Genomic DNA, 15,051 nt, shown 5'->3' with positions numbered 1-15,051 from the left:
CGGGCGGCGCCGTCAGCCGGCGAGCTGGGCGGCGAGGAGCGCCGGCGCCTCGGCCAGCGACGGGCCGTACCAGGTGAGGTGCCGGCCGGACACCAGCGCCGCCGGCACCCCCGGGAACGCCTCCGGCCCGTCGTCGGCGGTGAACCGGTACGGCTCGTCGGGCAGCACCACCAGCTCCGGCGAGCGGGCGCGCAGCTCGTCCAGGCCGGGCCGGGGATAGCGTTCGGCGTCCCCGGCCCAGCCGTTGACCACACCGAGCCGGGCCAGCACGTCCCCGGCGAACGTGTCCCGGCCGAGCACCACCCAGGGGCGTCGCCACACCGGCACCACCGCGGTGCGGACGCGCTCCGGGGCCGGCAGGGCCGCCCAGGCGCGGCGGGCCGCCGTCAGCCACGGCGGCTCGGCCGTCGCGCCGAGCGTGACGACCAGCTCGCCGAGCTGGTCGAGAGCCTCCGGCACGGTACGCGGGAAGGTCACCTGGACCGGCACCCCGGCCGCGGGAGCGCCTCGGCGTCGGCCAGCCGGTTCTCCTCCTCGTTCAGCAGCACCAGGTCCGGCTCCAGGGCGAGCACCCGGTCCAGGTCCGGATACTTCGTCCCGCCGACCCGGGCGACGTCCAGCCCGGCCGGGTGGGTGCACCAGTCGGTGGCCCCGACCAGCACCTCCGGGCGGGTGGCCGCCACCGCCTCGGTCAGCGACGGCACCAGCGACACGACCCGCACGGCGTCTCCCCTCGTACCGAAGGTCAGCGAGCCGGAGCGGCGTCTGCCGTCTCCGCCGGCAGGCCCGCCACCGGCAGGCCCTTGCGCGCCGCCCAGTCGACAGCGGCCCGCAGGTCCGCAGTGGGCAGCGGCCGCCGGGTGGTCACCCCGACCGCGGCGTGCATCGTGTACGCGAGGAAGGGGTACGACCGGGCCAGCGCGCCGATCGCGTCGTGCAGGCGGCGTACCACCTCCAGCGCGGCCGGCTCGTCCAGTCCGGGCAGCAGGAGCTGGTACTCGTTGTCGGCGACGCGCAGCGCACGGTCGACCGGCCGCAGCACGGCGGTGATCGCGGTGAGCACGGCGTGCCCCTCGCGGGCGGCGCCGCGCCGGAGGAATCGTTCCGGCGAGCCGGGCGGCTCGTCCACCCGCAGGCCGACCAGTGCCACCGGCAGCGTGCCGGAGGCCGTCACCCCGTCCATGCCGGCCCACCGGCGCATGCCGGGCTCGTCCAGGATCGCCTCGGTCGGCGTGTCCGGTCGCGTGTTCCGGTCGGCGCGGCGGGCCAGCAGCCGCAGCGCCGCCTCGGCGCGCGGCTCGCCCGGTCCGGCCGGGATGTCCCGCACCCGGGCGATCGCCTCGTCCAGTGCGGTGCGCGCCTCGGCGGGCAGCCGCTCGGCGAGTTGTTCGCGCAGCCGGATGGCCTCGTGCAGCGCCTCGTCCCGGCGGAACCCCCAGCGACCCTCGAAGAGCCGACCGGACTCCAGCGTCGGCGCGGGCGTCACGTCGGCGCGGTCGTGCGCCACGAGGGTGGCGCCGAAGCGAGGGCTCAGCACCACCACGCTCCACTCGCGGGCCAGCTCCTCCGTCTCGTCGAGCGTCACGCCGTACGTGCGTTCGGGCAGGTCGGGCGGCGGCCCGTCGACCATCGCCACCACGGTCGCCGCGGCGCGGCCGGCGACGCGCCGGTAGACCTCGCGCTCCCGGTCGAAGTACGGCAGCCGCTGGAACAGGGCGAACACGACCAGCGGGCCGTCCTCGGCCTCGGCGAGCGCGGCCCGCTCGATGGCGTGGGAGAGGGCGACGAGACTGCGTTTGGTGAACTGTTCCGGGGTCCGTCCGCTGTGCACGGGCAGAGCCTAGAGGGACGGAGGCGGCCGCGCACCGGCCGGCGGGCCCCGGCGTGCTCCACCGCACCGCCGAGGCGGTCCCCCGACGCCCTACACTCGGGCGTCGACCGGACGACGGGGAGCGGGGCGAGATGACGAGCACCGGCAGCGTGACGGCCTCCTGGCTGCGGCCGATCCCGTCCGGCACGACGCCGTGCCTGACCCGCTGCGGGCACGTCGGGTACGCGGGCCGGCGGCTCGGCGAGCTGGTGCAGGGCCGCCCGCCGGGGGTCACCGGCAACCAGTGGAGCACGGCCGGACGGGCGCCGCTGGACCTGGTGGTCAGCGCCGCCGACACCGGCCTGCCACGCTTCGCGGTGCGGTTCACCGCGCCCGCGCCCGACGGGTCGCCCGCCCGCCGGGAGGAACGGCTGACCGACGCGGTGTCCGCCGCCGTCGGCCTGCCGCTGCTGCGGATCGAGTCGCCGACGCTCGGCGGCGCCGATCAGGTCCGCCGCTTCGCGGAGTACGTGCTCGACGCGCGGGCCTACGCCGAGGGCACCGACCCGGACGCCGGGGACGCGGTCGGCTTCCGCGACATCGTCGGCCGGCTGCCGGACGGCCGGCGTGGACCGGTGAACGACCTCGGGGCGCTCGCGCGGGTCGAGGCGGTCGAGGCGTACGTCGCCGGCCGGCTCGCCGACCCGATCGTGCGCGGGCTGCACGTGCGCTGGACCGACGGCCCGGCGGAAGGCTGGGGCTGGGTCGAGGTGCGCCCCGGCCGCTGCCTGCTGGAGCGGGTCCGGCTGACGTCGCGGGGGTTCTCCTGCGGCGTGGACCCGGGCCGGCTCGCCGAGGACCTGGCCGCGCTGGCGCTGGGGGAGCGGCTGCGCGATCTCGACGCGGTCGCGTCGTCCCTGGTGGACCGGGAGGAGCTTCGCCGGCGTGTGCGCGCGCTCGCGGCCCGGCGGGACTCCTTCGACGGCGGCTTCGCCTTCGACCACCTCTGCGCCGACTGACGGCCTTCTTCTCCACCGGGCGGTCGGTGGCCCCGCCGGCACGTCCCGATTTTTTTCGATCTCCGGTTGAACCTTCGCCGACGGCGCTCCGTACCTCATCGCGAATGGACGCAGATTTCCCCGCCGCGCCCGGACGGCGCGGAGACGGTGCGGAAAGGGCATCGTCGGCCATCGACGCGCGACCCGAGCGTCGCAGTGATCTCACACCCCGAATTCATCGGTCCGCCGGGATCACCAGTCAACTACCGGATCGAGAAGGAGAGCAATTCGATGCGCAGGTCCACACGGGCGCGCCGGTCATCCGGTAACGCGCGGAGCAAGCGGGTGCTGGCAGTGGTCGGCACGCTCGCGGTCTTCGGCGGCATCGTCGCCGTCACCCAGATCTCGTCCGCCCAGGACCGGCGGACGACCACCCGTGCCGCCTCGGCGTCCTGTGTGCCCGCCAGCCCGGGGGCGACCGCCCCGGACGGCCAGGGCAGCACCACCCGTACCTGGCAGAACGGCCGCTGGGTCCGCAACCACTGGGGCGACGGCCAGATGTCGCCGGCCGAGTGCCAGCAGACGACCGCGGGCGGCGCCGGCGCCCCGACCGTGGCCTGCCCGGACGTCCGGGGCCGGCTGCCGCAGGTGCCCGGCCGGGCCCGTGCCGAGGTGGACCGCGAACTGGCGGCGCTGACGTCGCAGATCGCCGAGGCGAACCGGCGGCTCGCGGCGGAGGGCCGCAACGGCGGCGAGTTCATCGACAACGCGATCCTGGGCCCGCTGGCGGACAAGCGGACCGCGGCGCTCAACCGGATCGCCACGGCCATCGGCCGGTTCGCCCAGCGTCCGCAGGGCCTGGACCAGTTCGCCCGATGCGCGTTGACCGACGTCCCGCGCAACGGCGGCGGCCAGAACGGCGGTGGTCAGAACGGGGGCAACAACGGCGGCCAGACCGGCGGTCCGACCGGCAGTCCGACCGGCGGGAACAACGGTGGCGGGAACAACAACGGCGGCGGTCAGAACAACGGCGGTGGCAACGGGCTGAACGTGCTCGCCAAGGACTGCTCCGGCAGCCAACTGCAGGGGCACGACGGTTTCCAGAACGGCAACCGGTGCGTCAGCACCGCGTTCGGTGAGGTGGGCGCCGCGGCGAACAACCCGTCGCTGCTGATCACGCAGTTCCCGAACCAGGTGCGGCGCAATCAGCCGTTCACGCTCCGGGTGACCACCAAGAACCTGGTGCGGGACCGCTTCCTGGCGGCCGGGCAGGGCGGCTACTACCTGGAGAGCTCGCTGCTCAACGGCGAGGGCCTGGTGCGCGGCCACTTCCACACCGCCTGCCGGATGCTCGGCAGCACCCGGCAGCCCCCGAACCCGCAGGACGTGCCGGCGTTCTTCGTCGCCACCGAGGACGGCCGCGGCGGCAACCAGCCGGACGACGTGCTGATCCAGATCCCGGGCCTGGCGCAGTCGGGTGTGGCGCAGTGCGCGGTCTGGGCCGGTGACGGTTCGCACCGCATCCCGATGATGGAGCGGGCGAACCAGACTCCCGCCATCGACGTGGTGCGCATCCGGGTCAACTGAGAGAGTGCGACGGCCGCGGTCGCCCGGGGAACCTTCCGGGTGGCCGCGGCCGTCGCATGTCCGCACGGCGGGTCCGGCAGGGAAGCGTGGGATTGGATCCGGGAAGAAATTTCGTGCCGCCGGAATCCAGCCCGATGAAAGTCATCGACGACACAAAAGGCCGGGCGGCCCGCTCCGATTTCTCAGCGTGACCCCGGGACGCCCGACGGTGAGTGTTTAGCGCTCAGCGGTTCTTGTACGCCTCGACGACCGACACCGGGATGCGCCCGCGCTCGGAAATCTCGTGCCCGTTCTTGGCCGCCCATTCGCGGATGGCGCGGTTCTGCTCGCGGTCCATTCCCGAGGTGCTCGGCCGGCCCGTGCGCCGGGTGGTGCGCGCGACCTCGGTCGCGCCGCGGCCGATCCGCCTGCCAGCGCTGATGTACGGGTCCAGTGCCTTGCGCAGAACGCCCGCGTTCTCGTCGGACACGTCGATCGTGTACGCCACGCCGTCCAGGCTGAACTCGACGGTCCGATCGGCCTTTCCGCCGTCGAGGTCGTCGGTCAGAACGGTGATTACTTTCCTTGCCATCGCCATTACTCCCTGTGTCGGGCGGGGTGTGCTAAGAGTCTGACTTACCTGGCGGTAATTTCGCAACAATACCCGCCTCTTTGCATTCGGCGGGTCGTGCCGGTAACCGTCGCGGCCAATAGAGGGCCGGTGCCCGAACGGGGCCGGGGGCAGTGGCCGCAGTGGCGTGGATCACAACCCGGAACAAGGGGCACGTTTTGTTACTTGAGCCAAACACGCTCAACCGACGTGATGGCAGGTGTTCGATGGCAACTCTTCCGGTACTTCCCTTGACCGACGCCGTCCTGCTGCCCGGGATGGTCATCCCGGTGACCCTCGACCCCACCACCCAGGCCGCTGTCGACGCGGCCCGCGCCACCGGAGACAAGGAACTCCTGGCCGTGCCCCGCCTCGACGGCGAGTACGGCTCCGTCGGCGTGGTCGCGACCATCGAGAAGGTGGGCCGGCTGCCCAGCGGCGAGCCGGCCGCGGTGATCCGCGGCCTCACCCGCGCCCGCATCGGCTCCGGCGTGCCCGGGCCCGGCGCCGCCCTCTGGGTCGAGGCGGCGACCCTCGACGAGCCCGCACCGGCGGGCCGCGCCCGGGAACTCGCCCGCGAGTACCGCGCGCTCATGACGTCAGTGCTCCAGCAGCGTGGCGCCTGGCAGGTGATCGACGCGATGGAGCGGATGACGGACCTGTCCGAGCTGGCCGACTCGGCCGGCTACGCGCCCTGGCTCAGCCTGGCGCAGAAGACCGAGCTGCTCGCCGCGCCGGACGTCACCGCCCGGCTGGAGCTGCTGGTCGGCTGGGTGAAGGAGCACCTGGCCGAGCAGGAGGTCACCGAGCAGATCAACAGCGACGTACGCGAGGGGCTGGAGAAGTCCCAGCGCGAGTTCCTGCTCCGCCAGCAGCTCGCCGCGATCCGCAAGGAACTCGGCGAGGACGAGCCGGACGGGTCCGCCGACTACCGCTCCCGGGTGGAGTCCGCCGACCTGCCGGAGAAGGTGCGCGAGGCGGCGATGCGCGAGGTCGGCAAGCTGGAGCGGGCCAGCGACGCCTCACCCGAGGCGGGCTGGATCCGTACCTGGCTGGACACCGTGCTGGAGATGCCGTGGAACACGCGTACCGCTGACAACACCGACCTGGCCGCGGCGCGTGCGGTGCTCGACGCCGACCACGCCGGCCTGGCCGACGTGAAGGACCGCATCCTGGAGTACCTCGCGGTGCGCAACCGGCGCGCGGAGCGCAACCTCGGCGTGGTCGGCGGACGCGGCTCCGGCGCGGTGCTCGCCCTGGCCGGCCCGCCCGGAGTGGGCAAGACCAGCCTCGGCGAGTCGGTCGCCCGGGCGCTGGGCCGCAACTTCGTCCGCGTCTCCCTCGGCGGTGTCCGGGACGAGGCGGAGATCCGCGGCCACCGGCGCACCTACGTCGGCGCGCTGCCCGGCCGGATCGTGCGGGCGCTGCGTGAGGCCGGCTCGATGAACCCGGTCGTGCTGCTCGACGAGGTCGACAAGCTGGCCGCCGGGTACTCCGGCGACCCGGCGGCGGCCCTGCTGGAGGTGCTCGACCCGGCGCAGAACCACACGTTCCGCGACCACTACCTGGAGGTCGACCTCGACCTGTCCGACGTGCTGTTCCTGGCCACCGCCAACGTGGTCGAGGCGATCCCCGGCCCGCTGCTGGACCGGATGGAGCTGGTCGCGCTGGACGGCTACACCGAGGACGAGAAGGTGGCAATCGCCCGCGACCACCTGCTGCCCCGGCAGCGGGAACGGGCCGGGCTGACCACCGGGGAGGTCACGATCGCCGACGAGGCGCTGGCGCTGATCGCGGGCGAGTACACCCGGGAGGCCGGCGTCCGGCAGCTCGAACGGGCCCTGGCCAAGATCCTGCGCAAGGTCGCCGTCGCGCTGGCCGGCGACCCGGCGGCGGTGCACGTCGACGCCGGCAACCTGGCCCGCTACCTGGGCCGGCCGAAGTTCACACCGGAGTCGGCCGAACGCACCGCCGTGCCCGGCGTGGCGACCGGGCTGGCCGTCACCGGCGCCGGTGGCGACGTGCTGTTCATCGAGGCCACCACCATGGAGGGTGAGCCGGGGCTGACGCTCACCGGTCAGCTCGGCGACGTGATGAAGGAGTCCGCGCACATCGCGTGGTCGTACCTGCGGTCGAACGGACGGCGCTACGGGCTGGACCCGAACGCGCTGGCCGGGCGGCGGATCCACCTGCACGTCCCGGCGGGCGCGGTGCCCAAGGACGGGCCGAGCGCCGGTATCACCATGGTCACCGCGCTGGCGTCCCTGGTGACCGGGCGGCCGGTGCGGCCCGAGTTCGGGATGACCGGCGAGGTGACACTCTCCGGCCGGGTGCTGCCGATCGGCGGGGTGAAGCAGAAGCTGCTCGCCGCGCACCGGGCCGGCCTCACCGAGGTGATCATCCCGAAGCGCAACGAGCCGGACCTGGACGACCTGCCGGCCGAGGTGCGGGAGGCGCTGACCGTGCACACGCTGTCCGACGTGGCGGACGTGCTCGCGCTGGCGCTGCGCCCGGCCGAGATCGACACGCAGGCGCTGGACGGTCCGGCGCTCGCCGCCGCCTGACGACCGACGCGCCCCGGCCACAGACCCACCGTGGCCGGGGCGCCGTCGTGCCTGCCCGCCGGACGCGTCGCGCTCAGCGGCGGTCGCGCCGCTCGTACCCCCGGTCGCGGCGCTCGCCCGGCCCGTCGCCGTCCCGGTCCCGGCGTACCGTCGCCTTACGGCCCTTGATGGTGGTGCCACGCAGCCCCGCGATGATCTCGTCGGCCACCCCCTGCGGCACCTCGACCAGCGAGAACCGGTCGGCGATCTCGATCGAGCCGATGTCCCGGCCGTTGATCCGGGTCTCCCCGGTGATCGCACCCACCAGGTCCTGCGGCCGTACCCCGGCGCGCCGGCCCAGCCCGATGAAGACCTGGGTGGTCCCACCGGTACGCGGTCGCGCGCCGCCCCGGCGCTCGCCCCGGCCGCCGGCCTCCGGACGTCCCTCGCGCGGGCCCCGGACCGGAACCTGCGGGATCTCCTCCTCGTCGTCCGAGCCCGGCGACGTCGCCTCGTGCGCCAGCTTCACCGCCGCCAGCGCCACCTCGACCAGGTCGAACTCGTCGGTCAGCGACTCCACGATCACCCGGTACGGGTCGAGGTCGTCCTCCAGCAGGCTCTCCCGCAGCGCGGCCTGGGTCAGCTCCAGACGCCGGGTCCGCATGTCCGCCACCGTGGGGATCTTGTCGATGGCGATCCGCTGGCCGGTGACCCGCTCGATGGTCTTGAGCATCCGGTGCTCACGCGGCTCGGCGAGCGTGATCGCCACACCCTCCCGCCCGGCCCGGCCCACCCGGCCGATCCGGTGCACGTACGACTCCGGCGCCGACGGGACGTCGTAGTTCACCACGTGCGTGAGCTGCTCGACGTCCAGCCCTCGGGCCGCCACGTCGGTGGCGACCAGCAGGTCCGCCGTGCCGGCGCGCAGCCGGCCCATCACCCGGTCCCGCTGCTCCTGGCTCATCCCGCCGTGCAGCGCCTCGGCCCGGTAGCCCCGGCCGTTCATCGTCTCGGTGAGCCGGTCGACCTCCTCACGGCTGCGGCAGAACACGATCGCCGCGGTGGGCGACTCGACGTCCAGCACCCGGCCCAGCGCGGCCGGCTTGTGCCCCCGGGCCACGATGTACGCGCTCTGCCGCACCCGGGGCGCCTCCCCGGCGACCGGCCGCTCCCGCTCGATCTGGATACGGACCGGATCGGTGAGGTGCTGCCGGGCCAGCCCGTCGATGCGGGCCGGCATGGTGGCCGAGAACAACACGGTCTGCCGTCCGGCCGGCGCGTGCTCCAGGATCGCCTCGATGTCCTCGGCGAAGCCCATGTCGAGCATCTCGTCCGCCTCGTCCAGCACCACCGTGCTCAGCGCGCCCAGCCGCAGCGTGCCCCGGGCGATGTGGTCCAGCGCCCGGCCCGGTGTCGCCACCACCACGTCCACGCCGTGGTCGAGCGCGCGCAACTGCCGGCCGATCGGCTGCCCGCCGTAGATCGGCAGCACCCGGGCACCGAGGTCCTTGCCGTAGCGGTGGAACGCCTCGGAGACCTGCACGGCCAGCTCCCGGGTGGGCACCAGCACCAGCGACACCGGGTCGCCGTCCGGGCGCCCCACCGGCATCCGCTGCAACAGCGGCAGCGCGAACGCGGCGGTCTTGCCCGTACCGGTCGCCGCCTGCCCCAGCAGATCCTGCCCGGCCAGCAGCGGAGGGATCGCCTCCCGCTGGATCGGGGTGGGTTCCTCGTAGCCGAGCGCGGCCAGCGCGCCCAGCAGCTCGGTGCGCAGCCCGAGATCCGCGAAGGCGGTGTCCTCGGCGTCGGCGGAAATGGCGGGGTCGGTCGGGGTCGGTGCGGCGCTCATCCGGCAAGTTTTTCATCACCGCCCACCGGCGGTCGCGGCGACCGGGGCAAACGTTCGCCACGCCACGCCGTGCCGTCCCCTCCGGGTGATCCGGCGCGGCCCCGTGCCCCCGCCGGATCACCGGGACAGGACGGCCAGCAGCGTGGTGAGGCCCACCCCGACGTCGAACACCGCGCACCACAGCGCGTAACCGCGCGGCACCACAGTGCCGGTGCGGTGGTACCAGGCGTCCCAGCCGGCGTGCACGAACCAGCCCACGCCCACCAGCACCCCGGCGACATCGGCGGACGACACCGTCGCCACGACCGCCAGGCCGCCCCACACGGCCGCCCCGGCGAGCTGCACGGCCAGCGCGCGCCGGTCGCCCCACTGCCGACGCCACGTGCCGATCAGCAGATAGCCGGCGGGCAGGACCAGCAGCGTCCACGGCGCGAAGACGGTGGGCGCGAACCACATGTCCACCGTCATGAGCAGGCCCAGCCCGGCCGGCCACCCCCGCGCCAGGGCCGCCGCGACCGGGTGCCGGCGCGGTGGCGGGGCGGCCGTGTGCCGGTGGCGCAGCGCCACCAGCAGCATCGCCGGCACCATCAGCAGGTGGCCGCCGAGCAGCAGCGTGTCGTCTCCGGCCCACCCTGCCCACCAGGGCGGGAGCAGCAGCAGGAACGGCACGTACATGGCTGCCGACATCTCGCCGGTGGCGGCCCAGCCGTACCCCCGGTGCCACATCCAGGCGGCCATGCCCAGCGCCATGTTCGTCGCCATCACCAGCGCGCCCACGTCCGGCCGCGCCAGCACGGCCGCGCCGCCCAGGACGTCCGCGCCCACCCGCCACAGCGGCCCGAGCAGGACCATCCCGGCCACCATCGCCACGACCATCGCGGCCAGGTGCCGCGTCCGCGCCCACCCGGCCCACCGCCGGGGTACGACCACAGTCATCTCCGTCATGCCCCGACCCTGCCGCCGCCGGGCGCACGGGGACAGGCGTGTTCGTCATCGCCGGACCGTGCGGAACCCACGGGCCGGCCGTGACATTCGGCCGGGGGAGCGGGTGGCGCCGGGCCCTAGGATCAGCGGGTATGAGCGTCGATCCGGCGGACCACCGGCTGCGCCGGGCCCGGCGGGTCACCCTGCTGTCGCTCGCCACGAACGTGTGGACCACTGTGCTGCTGCCCGTCGTCGGCCTGGCCCGCGAGCCCGACCCGGCGCGCGTCGCGCTCGGCGTGGCCGGGCTGCTCGGCTTCACCGTCGCCCAGGTCGCGGTGCTGCACGCGGCGGTCACCCCGTGGCTGCCCGTGCCGGCGCGCCGCCGCCGCCACGCGGCGCTGACCGTGGCGGCGCTGCTCAGCCTGCCGCTGCTCGGCCCGGTCGCGGCCGGGTCCTGGCCCACCTGGGCGTGGCTCGGCGCGTCACTGGTCGGCATGACGCCGCTGCTGTTCCGGCCCGTCCTGGCGGCGGTGGCGGCGGCCGGCGTGCTCGCGGCGTCCGCGGCCGTCACCTGGTGGACCGGTGGCCCGGTGACCACGGCGCTGCTGGTCACCGGCGCGGTGGGAGCCGGGATCGCCGCGCTCACCTGGGTCCAGGTCTGGTTCTGGGACCTGCTGGTCGAGGCACGGCAGGGGCAGGCCGCCCAGGCCCGGCTCGCCGCCGCCGAGGAACGGCTGCGCTTCGCCCGGGACGTGCACGACCTGCTCGGCCACGACCTTACGGTGATCGCGCTGAAGGCCGAGCTGGCCGAACGGCTGGCGCCGGTCGACGCCGGCCGGGCCGCGCGGGAGGCGGCGGAGGCTCGGCGGCTCGCCGGAACGGCGCTGACCCGGGTACGCGCGGCGGTGCACGGCTACCGCGCGGTCGACCTGGCCGAGCAGGCCGCCGCGGTGGGGGAGGTGCTGCGCTCCAGCGGAGTACGCACGACAGTGGTCCCGCCGTCCGGCGAGGTGCCCGGGCCGGTCGCCGCCGACCTGGCCGCCGTGCTGCGTGAGGCCGGGACGAACGTGCTGCGGCACAGCCGGGCCGGCTGGTGCCGGATCGAGATCACCCGGGAGGACACGGCGGTGACGCTGACCGTACGCAACGACGGCGTGCGTGACGGCGACGGCCCGGACCGGCTCAGCGGCGGCCTGCGCGGCCTGGCCGAGCGGCTCGCCCCGGCCGGCGGCCGGGTCCGGGCGGACGCCGCCGACGGCGTGTTCAGCCTGGTGGCGACCGTGCCGGTGACGCGATGATCCGGGTGCTGCTGGCCGACGACGAGGAGCTGATCCGGCTCGCGCTCGCCGCGCTGCTCGACCTGGAGCCGGACATCGAGGTGGTGGCGCACGCGGGTGACGGACGCAGTGCCCTGGACGCGGCGCTCGCCCACCGCCCGGACGTCGCCGTGCTCGACCTGGAGATGCCGCCGCCCGGCGGGGTCGAGGTCGCCGCCGAGCTGACCCGGGCGCTGCCCGGCTGCGCCCCGGTGATCCTCACCGGACACGGCCGTCCCGCCCAGCTCCGGCCGGCGCTCGCCGCCGGGGTCCGCGGCTTCCTCGCCAAGGGCGCTCCCGGCGGCGCGCTGGCCGACGTGATCCGCCGCGTGCACTCCGGCGCCCGGTACGTCGATCCGGCCCTCGCGGCCGACGCGCTCACCCTGCCCGAGTGCCCGTTGACGCCACGCGAGCTGGAGACGCTGCGGCTGGCCGAGCTGGGCACCCCGGTCGCGGTGATCGCCCGCCGGACGCACCTGGCCGCCGGCACGGTCCGCAACCATCTGAGCGCCTGCGTGCAGAAGCTCGGCGCCGCGAACCGGGTCGAAGCGGTACGGGTCGCGCGCGAGGCCGGCTGGCTCTGACGTACGGGACGTCGTGGCGCGGCGCCGGCGACTAGCCTGATCACGTGCGGACGGTCGAACTGCTCTGCTCACCGGAGCTGGAAGCGGCGGTACGGGGCGCGTGGGACCGGCTCGCCGCCGCCGGTCTGCCCAGCCTGGCCCGCAACACGCACCCGACGAACCGGCCGCACCTGACGCTCGCCTCCGTCGAGGAGTTCCCGCCCGGCGCCGAGCAGCGCCTGGCCGACCTCTGCGACGCGGCGCTGCCGCTGCCGGTGCGGCTGGACCGGGTGGCGGTGCTCGACGGCACCGCGCCGCTGGTGTGGCTGGTCCATCCGACGCCGCAGCTCGTCGCGTTGCACGGCGCGGTCTGGGACGTGCTCGCCGAGGCGTCCGGTGGGCACTCGTGGCACCTGCCCGGGCGGTGGGTGCCGCACCTGAGCCTGGCGTTGCGCTTCGGCGCGGCGGACCGGCGCCGGGCCCGGGCTGTCGCCGCAGCGGGCCGCCCGGCCGGGGCGTTCGTGGCGGCGCGCAGCTACGACGCCGACACCCGCACGGTCAGCGAGTTGACCGCCGCCTGCCCGCGCCCCGGCGGCTGAGCCGGGGCCGCCCCACCGGGGGACGGCCCCGCTGTCGTCAGCGGTGGAAGCGCAGGTAGTCGAACTCCGCCGTCACCGCCGGCGTCGCCCCGCCGTGCGCCACCAGCCCGATGCGCGGCGTCGTGTCGGCCGGGAACGTCCACACCGCGCCCCACGTCCAGCGCTTGCCGTCCCGGCTGGACCCGGCCCGGAACTCGTGCTCGCCGGTGACCGGGTCGACCCGGTGGGCCAGTCGCAGCCAGGTGGTGGTGCCCGGGGTGCCGACGATGCTGCCGCCGTACACGGGCTGCCCGGCGAAGGGCAGCTCGTAGCCGTACTCGACCTGGCGGGTGTTCCAGATCGCCACCTGGGTCAGCCGGGCGAACCGGTCGTCGTCGACGTACGCGACAAGGCCCGCCTGCTGGTAGTTGCGCACGCTGTCCTCGCCCAGGTCGAGCGTCACCTTCGTCTCGGCGACGTAGTTCCCGGTCGGCGCGTCGCGCAGCAGCACCCCGGCGTTGTTGGCGGCGCCGGAAAGGTCGGCGTTCTGCACCGGCCAGCGCAGCGAGCCGCCGGACACGGTGGCGGCCGGGTCCTGGCGTACCCACTGCCAGGCCGGGTCGAGCCCGCCGGTGAATTCGTCGGAGTAGCCGCGCAGCACCGGGCCGACCCGGGGGCCGGGGACGGCGTGCCGCGCCGGACGGTGCAGCCGGACGGCGCTGACGTTGTCGAACTCGGCCCGCCCGCCCTCGGCGCGCACGGACAGGTTGCCCGTCGCGGGGCGGGGGAGCCGTGCCGTCACCTGGGCCACCGGGTCGCCGAGGCGCGACGGGCTGAGCGTGGCGACGAGCTGCTGTCCGCGTACCTCGATCGCGAGGTTGTGCCGGTCGCGCAGGTCGAGGCCGGCGGGCAGCGCGGTGGTCGCGGCGCCTGCCGTGAGCCGGCCGCGCCCGACGCGGACGTCCACGCTGTGAAGCCGCAGCCCGGCGGTGGTCTCGCCGGTCAGCCGCAGGTCGGTCTCCACCCGCAGGTCACGGCCGATCCGGGTACGTGCGGTGAGCGTGCCGCTGCCGGTCAGCACCCCGCCGGTGGCCTGCCAGCGGCCGTGTTCGGCCCGCCAGCCGCGCAGGTCGGCGGTGGCGAAGCGGGCGTCGATCGGGCCGGTGGTGACCGGCGCGGGGCGGGCGGTGTCGGAGGGGCCGGCGCCGGCGTTCACTGCGGGCCATCCGTCGATCCAGTCGAGGCGGTCCAGCAGCATCGGCCGCTCGTTGACGCCGAACGGCTCGTCCAGGTACGGGTCGGCGCGGTCGATCGCGTGGTAGGCGATCCAGTCCTGGCCGGACAGGTCGGTGAGGACCGCGTTGTGTCCGGTGCCGATCCAGCGGTTGCCGTTCTGGGTGAGTACGGGAGTGCCGCCGGCCCGGGAGACGTCGAGGCGCTGCCCGTCGCGGTCGGTGAACGGGCCGCGCGGGTCACGGGAGCGGCCGACCTGGACGGAGTAGCCGGTGGCAGGGCCGGCGCAGCAGTTCGCGGTGGACGCGAACAGGTAGTACCAGCCGTCGCGGCGCAGCACGTACGCGCCTTCGAACTTGTTGTCGACGGCGACCGGCGTCGAGGTGCCGACGGCGCGCAGCCCGTCCGGGGACAGTTCGGTGACCGAGATGCCGCCGTAGTAGCTGCCGTAGTAGAGCCAGTGGCGTCCGTCGGCGCCGGTGAGCTGGCTGGGGTCGATGGTCCACAGGTAACCGCCGCCCGCGCCCGGCCGCGGCGCGACCACCGGCGTGTCGGCGAACGTCCACGGACCGGCCGGGCTCGGCGCGGTGGCCACCCCGACGGCGGTGTCGAACGTGTCGTCGGAGACGGTGGTGTCGGTGACGGTCATGTACATGATCCAGCGCCCGCCGACGCGCCGCACGTCGGGCGCCCAGAACGCCGAGCCGGGCGCGGCGTAGGCGGGCCGCTGGTCGGCGGTGAACGCGTCGCCCACGAAGGTCCAGTCGACCAGGTCTGCGGAGCGGGCGATCGGCACCCGGTGCGCGCGGCCCTCGCCCTCGCGCAGCGGGTCGGAGGTGCCGAAGGCGTACCAGAGTCCGTCGTCGCCGCGCACCACGACCGGGTCGGCGAAGGTGTCGGCGAACCCGGCGGAGACCGGGTTGCGGTAGCGGTCGGGCCCGGCGGCGGACGCGGGGGCCGCGCCGGCGAGCAGAAGCGTGAGTACGGCGGCGAGCGCGCCACCGCGGCGGAGGTGTCCCATCGGGCCTGCCCTCGGGAATAGACGGAGGTGCGGTGCCACC

11 protein-coding genes and 1 pseudogene are annotated in these 15,051 nt (G+C 75.1%); 6 read left to right on the top strand and 6 right to left on the bottom strand.

What is annotated here, in order from left to right:
* Positions 1 to 12 precede the first annotated feature (12 nt).
* A pseudogene (locus MicB006_RS12445) lies at positions 13 to 722 on the bottom strand (helical backbone metal receptor).
* Between the two features lie 23 nt (positions 723 to 745).
* The gene (locus MicB006_RS12440) at positions 746 to 1,831 is read right to left on the bottom strand and encodes a DICT sensory domain-containing protein (RefSeq protein ID WP_116506147.1); all 1,086 of its coding nucleotides are present in this window, start codon (positions 1,829 to 1,831) and stop codon (positions 746 to 748) included.
* Positions 1,832 to 1,962: 131 nt separating this feature from the next.
* Here MicB006_RS12440 and MicB006_RS12435 point away from each other — a divergent pair, with 131 nt between their 5' ends.
* Positions 1,963 to 2,829: a hypothetical protein gene (locus tag MicB006_RS12435; protein WP_116506145.1), complete on the top strand. Its 867-nt coding sequence runs from the start codon at positions 1,963 to 1,965 to the stop codon at positions 2,827 to 2,829.
* Between the two features lie 270 nt (positions 2,830 to 3,099).
* Complete coding sequence (locus MicB006_RS32000) at positions 3,100 to 4,395, top strand: hypothetical protein (RefSeq protein WP_192900235.1); 1,296 nt, start codon at positions 3,100 to 3,102, stop codon at positions 4,393 to 4,395.
* Between the two features lie 223 nt (positions 4,396 to 4,618).
* On the opposite strand, the gene MicB006_RS12425 is transcribed toward MicB006_RS32000, so the two are convergent.
* Complete coding sequence (locus MicB006_RS12425; RefSeq protein ID WP_073828647.1) at positions 4,619 to 4,966, bottom strand: Lsr2 family protein; 348 nt, start codon at positions 4,964 to 4,966, stop codon at positions 4,619 to 4,621.
* 245 nt (positions 4,967 to 5,211) lie between these two features.
* Between MicB006_RS12425 and lon the strand changes: the two genes are divergently transcribed.
* The gene (lon, locus tag MicB006_RS12420) at positions 5,212 to 7,548 is read left to right on the top strand and encodes an endopeptidase La (RefSeq protein ID WP_116506143.1); all 2,337 of its coding nucleotides are present in this window, start codon (positions 5,212 to 5,214) and stop codon (positions 7,546 to 7,548) included.
* Positions 7,549 to 7,621: 73 nt separating this feature from the next.
* On the opposite strand, the gene MicB006_RS12415 is transcribed toward lon, so the two are convergent.
* On the bottom strand, positions 7,622 to 9,376 hold the full coding sequence (locus MicB006_RS12415) for a DEAD/DEAH box helicase (RefSeq protein ID WP_116506141.1): 1,755 nt from the start codon (positions 9,374 to 9,376) through the stop codon (positions 7,622 to 7,624).
* Positions 9,377 to 9,493: 117 nt separating this feature from the next.
* Positions 9,494 to 10,321 (bottom strand): hypothetical protein, encoded by an 828-nt coding sequence (locus MicB006_RS12410; protein ID WP_116506139.1) that lies wholly within the window; start codon positions 10,319 to 10,321, stop codon positions 9,494 to 9,496.
* Between the two features lie 131 nt (positions 10,322 to 10,452).
* On the opposite strand from MicB006_RS12410, the gene MicB006_RS12405 reads away from it, so the two are divergent.
* The 3 genes from MicB006_RS12405 to MicB006_RS12395 are packed head-to-tail and all read left to right on the top strand — an operon-like array spanning position 10,453 to position 12,778.
* Complete coding sequence (locus MicB006_RS12405) at positions 10,453 to 11,598, top strand: sensor histidine kinase (protein WP_116506137.1); 1,146 nt, start codon at positions 10,453 to 10,455, stop codon at positions 11,596 to 11,598.
* Positions 11,595 to 12,200 (top strand): response regulator transcription factor, encoded by a 606-nt coding sequence (locus MicB006_RS12400; protein WP_116506135.1) that lies wholly within the window; start codon positions 11,595 to 11,597, stop codon positions 12,198 to 12,200. The genes MicB006_RS12405 and MicB006_RS12400 overlap by 4 nt, the downstream gene beginning before the upstream one ends.
* 44 nt (positions 12,201 to 12,244) lie before the next feature.
* The gene (locus MicB006_RS12395; protein WP_116506133.1) at positions 12,245 to 12,778 is read left to right on the top strand and encodes a 2'-5' RNA ligase family protein; all 534 of its coding nucleotides are present in this window, start codon (positions 12,245 to 12,247) and stop codon (positions 12,776 to 12,778) included.
* A 37-nt stretch (positions 12,779 to 12,815) separates the two neighbouring features.
* Here MicB006_RS12395 and MicB006_RS12390 read toward each other — a convergent pair whose 3' ends face one another.
* Positions 12,816 to 15,011, bottom strand: coding sequence for a family 43 glycosylhydrolase (locus MicB006_RS12390; protein WP_116506131.1), 2,196 nt, complete (start codon positions 15,009 to 15,011; stop codon positions 12,816 to 12,818).
* Between the last annotated feature and the right edge of the window lie 40 nt (positions 15,012 to 15,051).

This window comes from Micromonospora sp. B006 (assembly GCF_003408515.1).
GTDB classification, from domain to species: domain Bacteria; phylum Actinomycetota; class Actinomycetes; order Mycobacteriales; family Micromonosporaceae; genus Micromonospora; species Micromonospora echinospora_A.
This window is presented reverse-complemented; position numbering and strand designations above follow the sequence as displayed.

Excerpts from the sequence above, each read along its gene's own strand:
- MicB006_RS12435 (WP_116506145.1), top strand. The coding sequence starts at position 1,963 with ATGACGAGCACCGGCAGCGTGACGGCCTCCTGGCTGCGGCCGATCCCG.
- MicB006_RS32000 (WP_192900235.1), top strand. The coding sequence starts at position 3,100 with ATGCGCAGGTCCACACGGGCGCGCCGGTCATCCGGTAACGCGCGGAGC.
- MicB006_RS12425 (WP_073828647.1), bottom strand. The coding sequence starts at position 4,966 with ATGGCAAGGAAAGTAATCACCGTTCTGACCGACGACCTCGACGGCGGA.
- lon (WP_116506143.1), top strand. The coding sequence starts at position 5,212 with ATGGCAACTCTTCCGGTACTTCCCTTGACCGACGCCGTCCTGCTGCCC.
- MicB006_RS12415 (WP_116506141.1), bottom strand. The coding sequence starts at position 9,376 with ATGAGCGCCGCACCGACCCCGACCGACCCCGCCATTTCCGCCGACGCC.
- MicB006_RS12410 (WP_116506139.1), bottom strand. The coding sequence starts at position 10,321 with ATGACGGAGATGACTGTGGTCGTACCCCGGCGGTGGGCCGGGTGGGCG.
- MicB006_RS12405 (WP_116506137.1), top strand. The coding sequence starts at position 10,453 with ATGAGCGTCGATCCGGCGGACCACCGGCTGCGCCGGGCCCGGCGGGTC.
- MicB006_RS12400 (WP_116506135.1), top strand. The coding sequence starts at position 11,595 with ATGATCCGGGTGCTGCTGGCCGACGACGAGGAGCTGATCCGGCTCGCG.
- MicB006_RS12390 (WP_116506131.1), bottom strand. The coding sequence starts at position 15,011 with ATGGGACACCTCCGCCGCGGTGGCGCGCTCGCCGCCGTACTCACGCTT.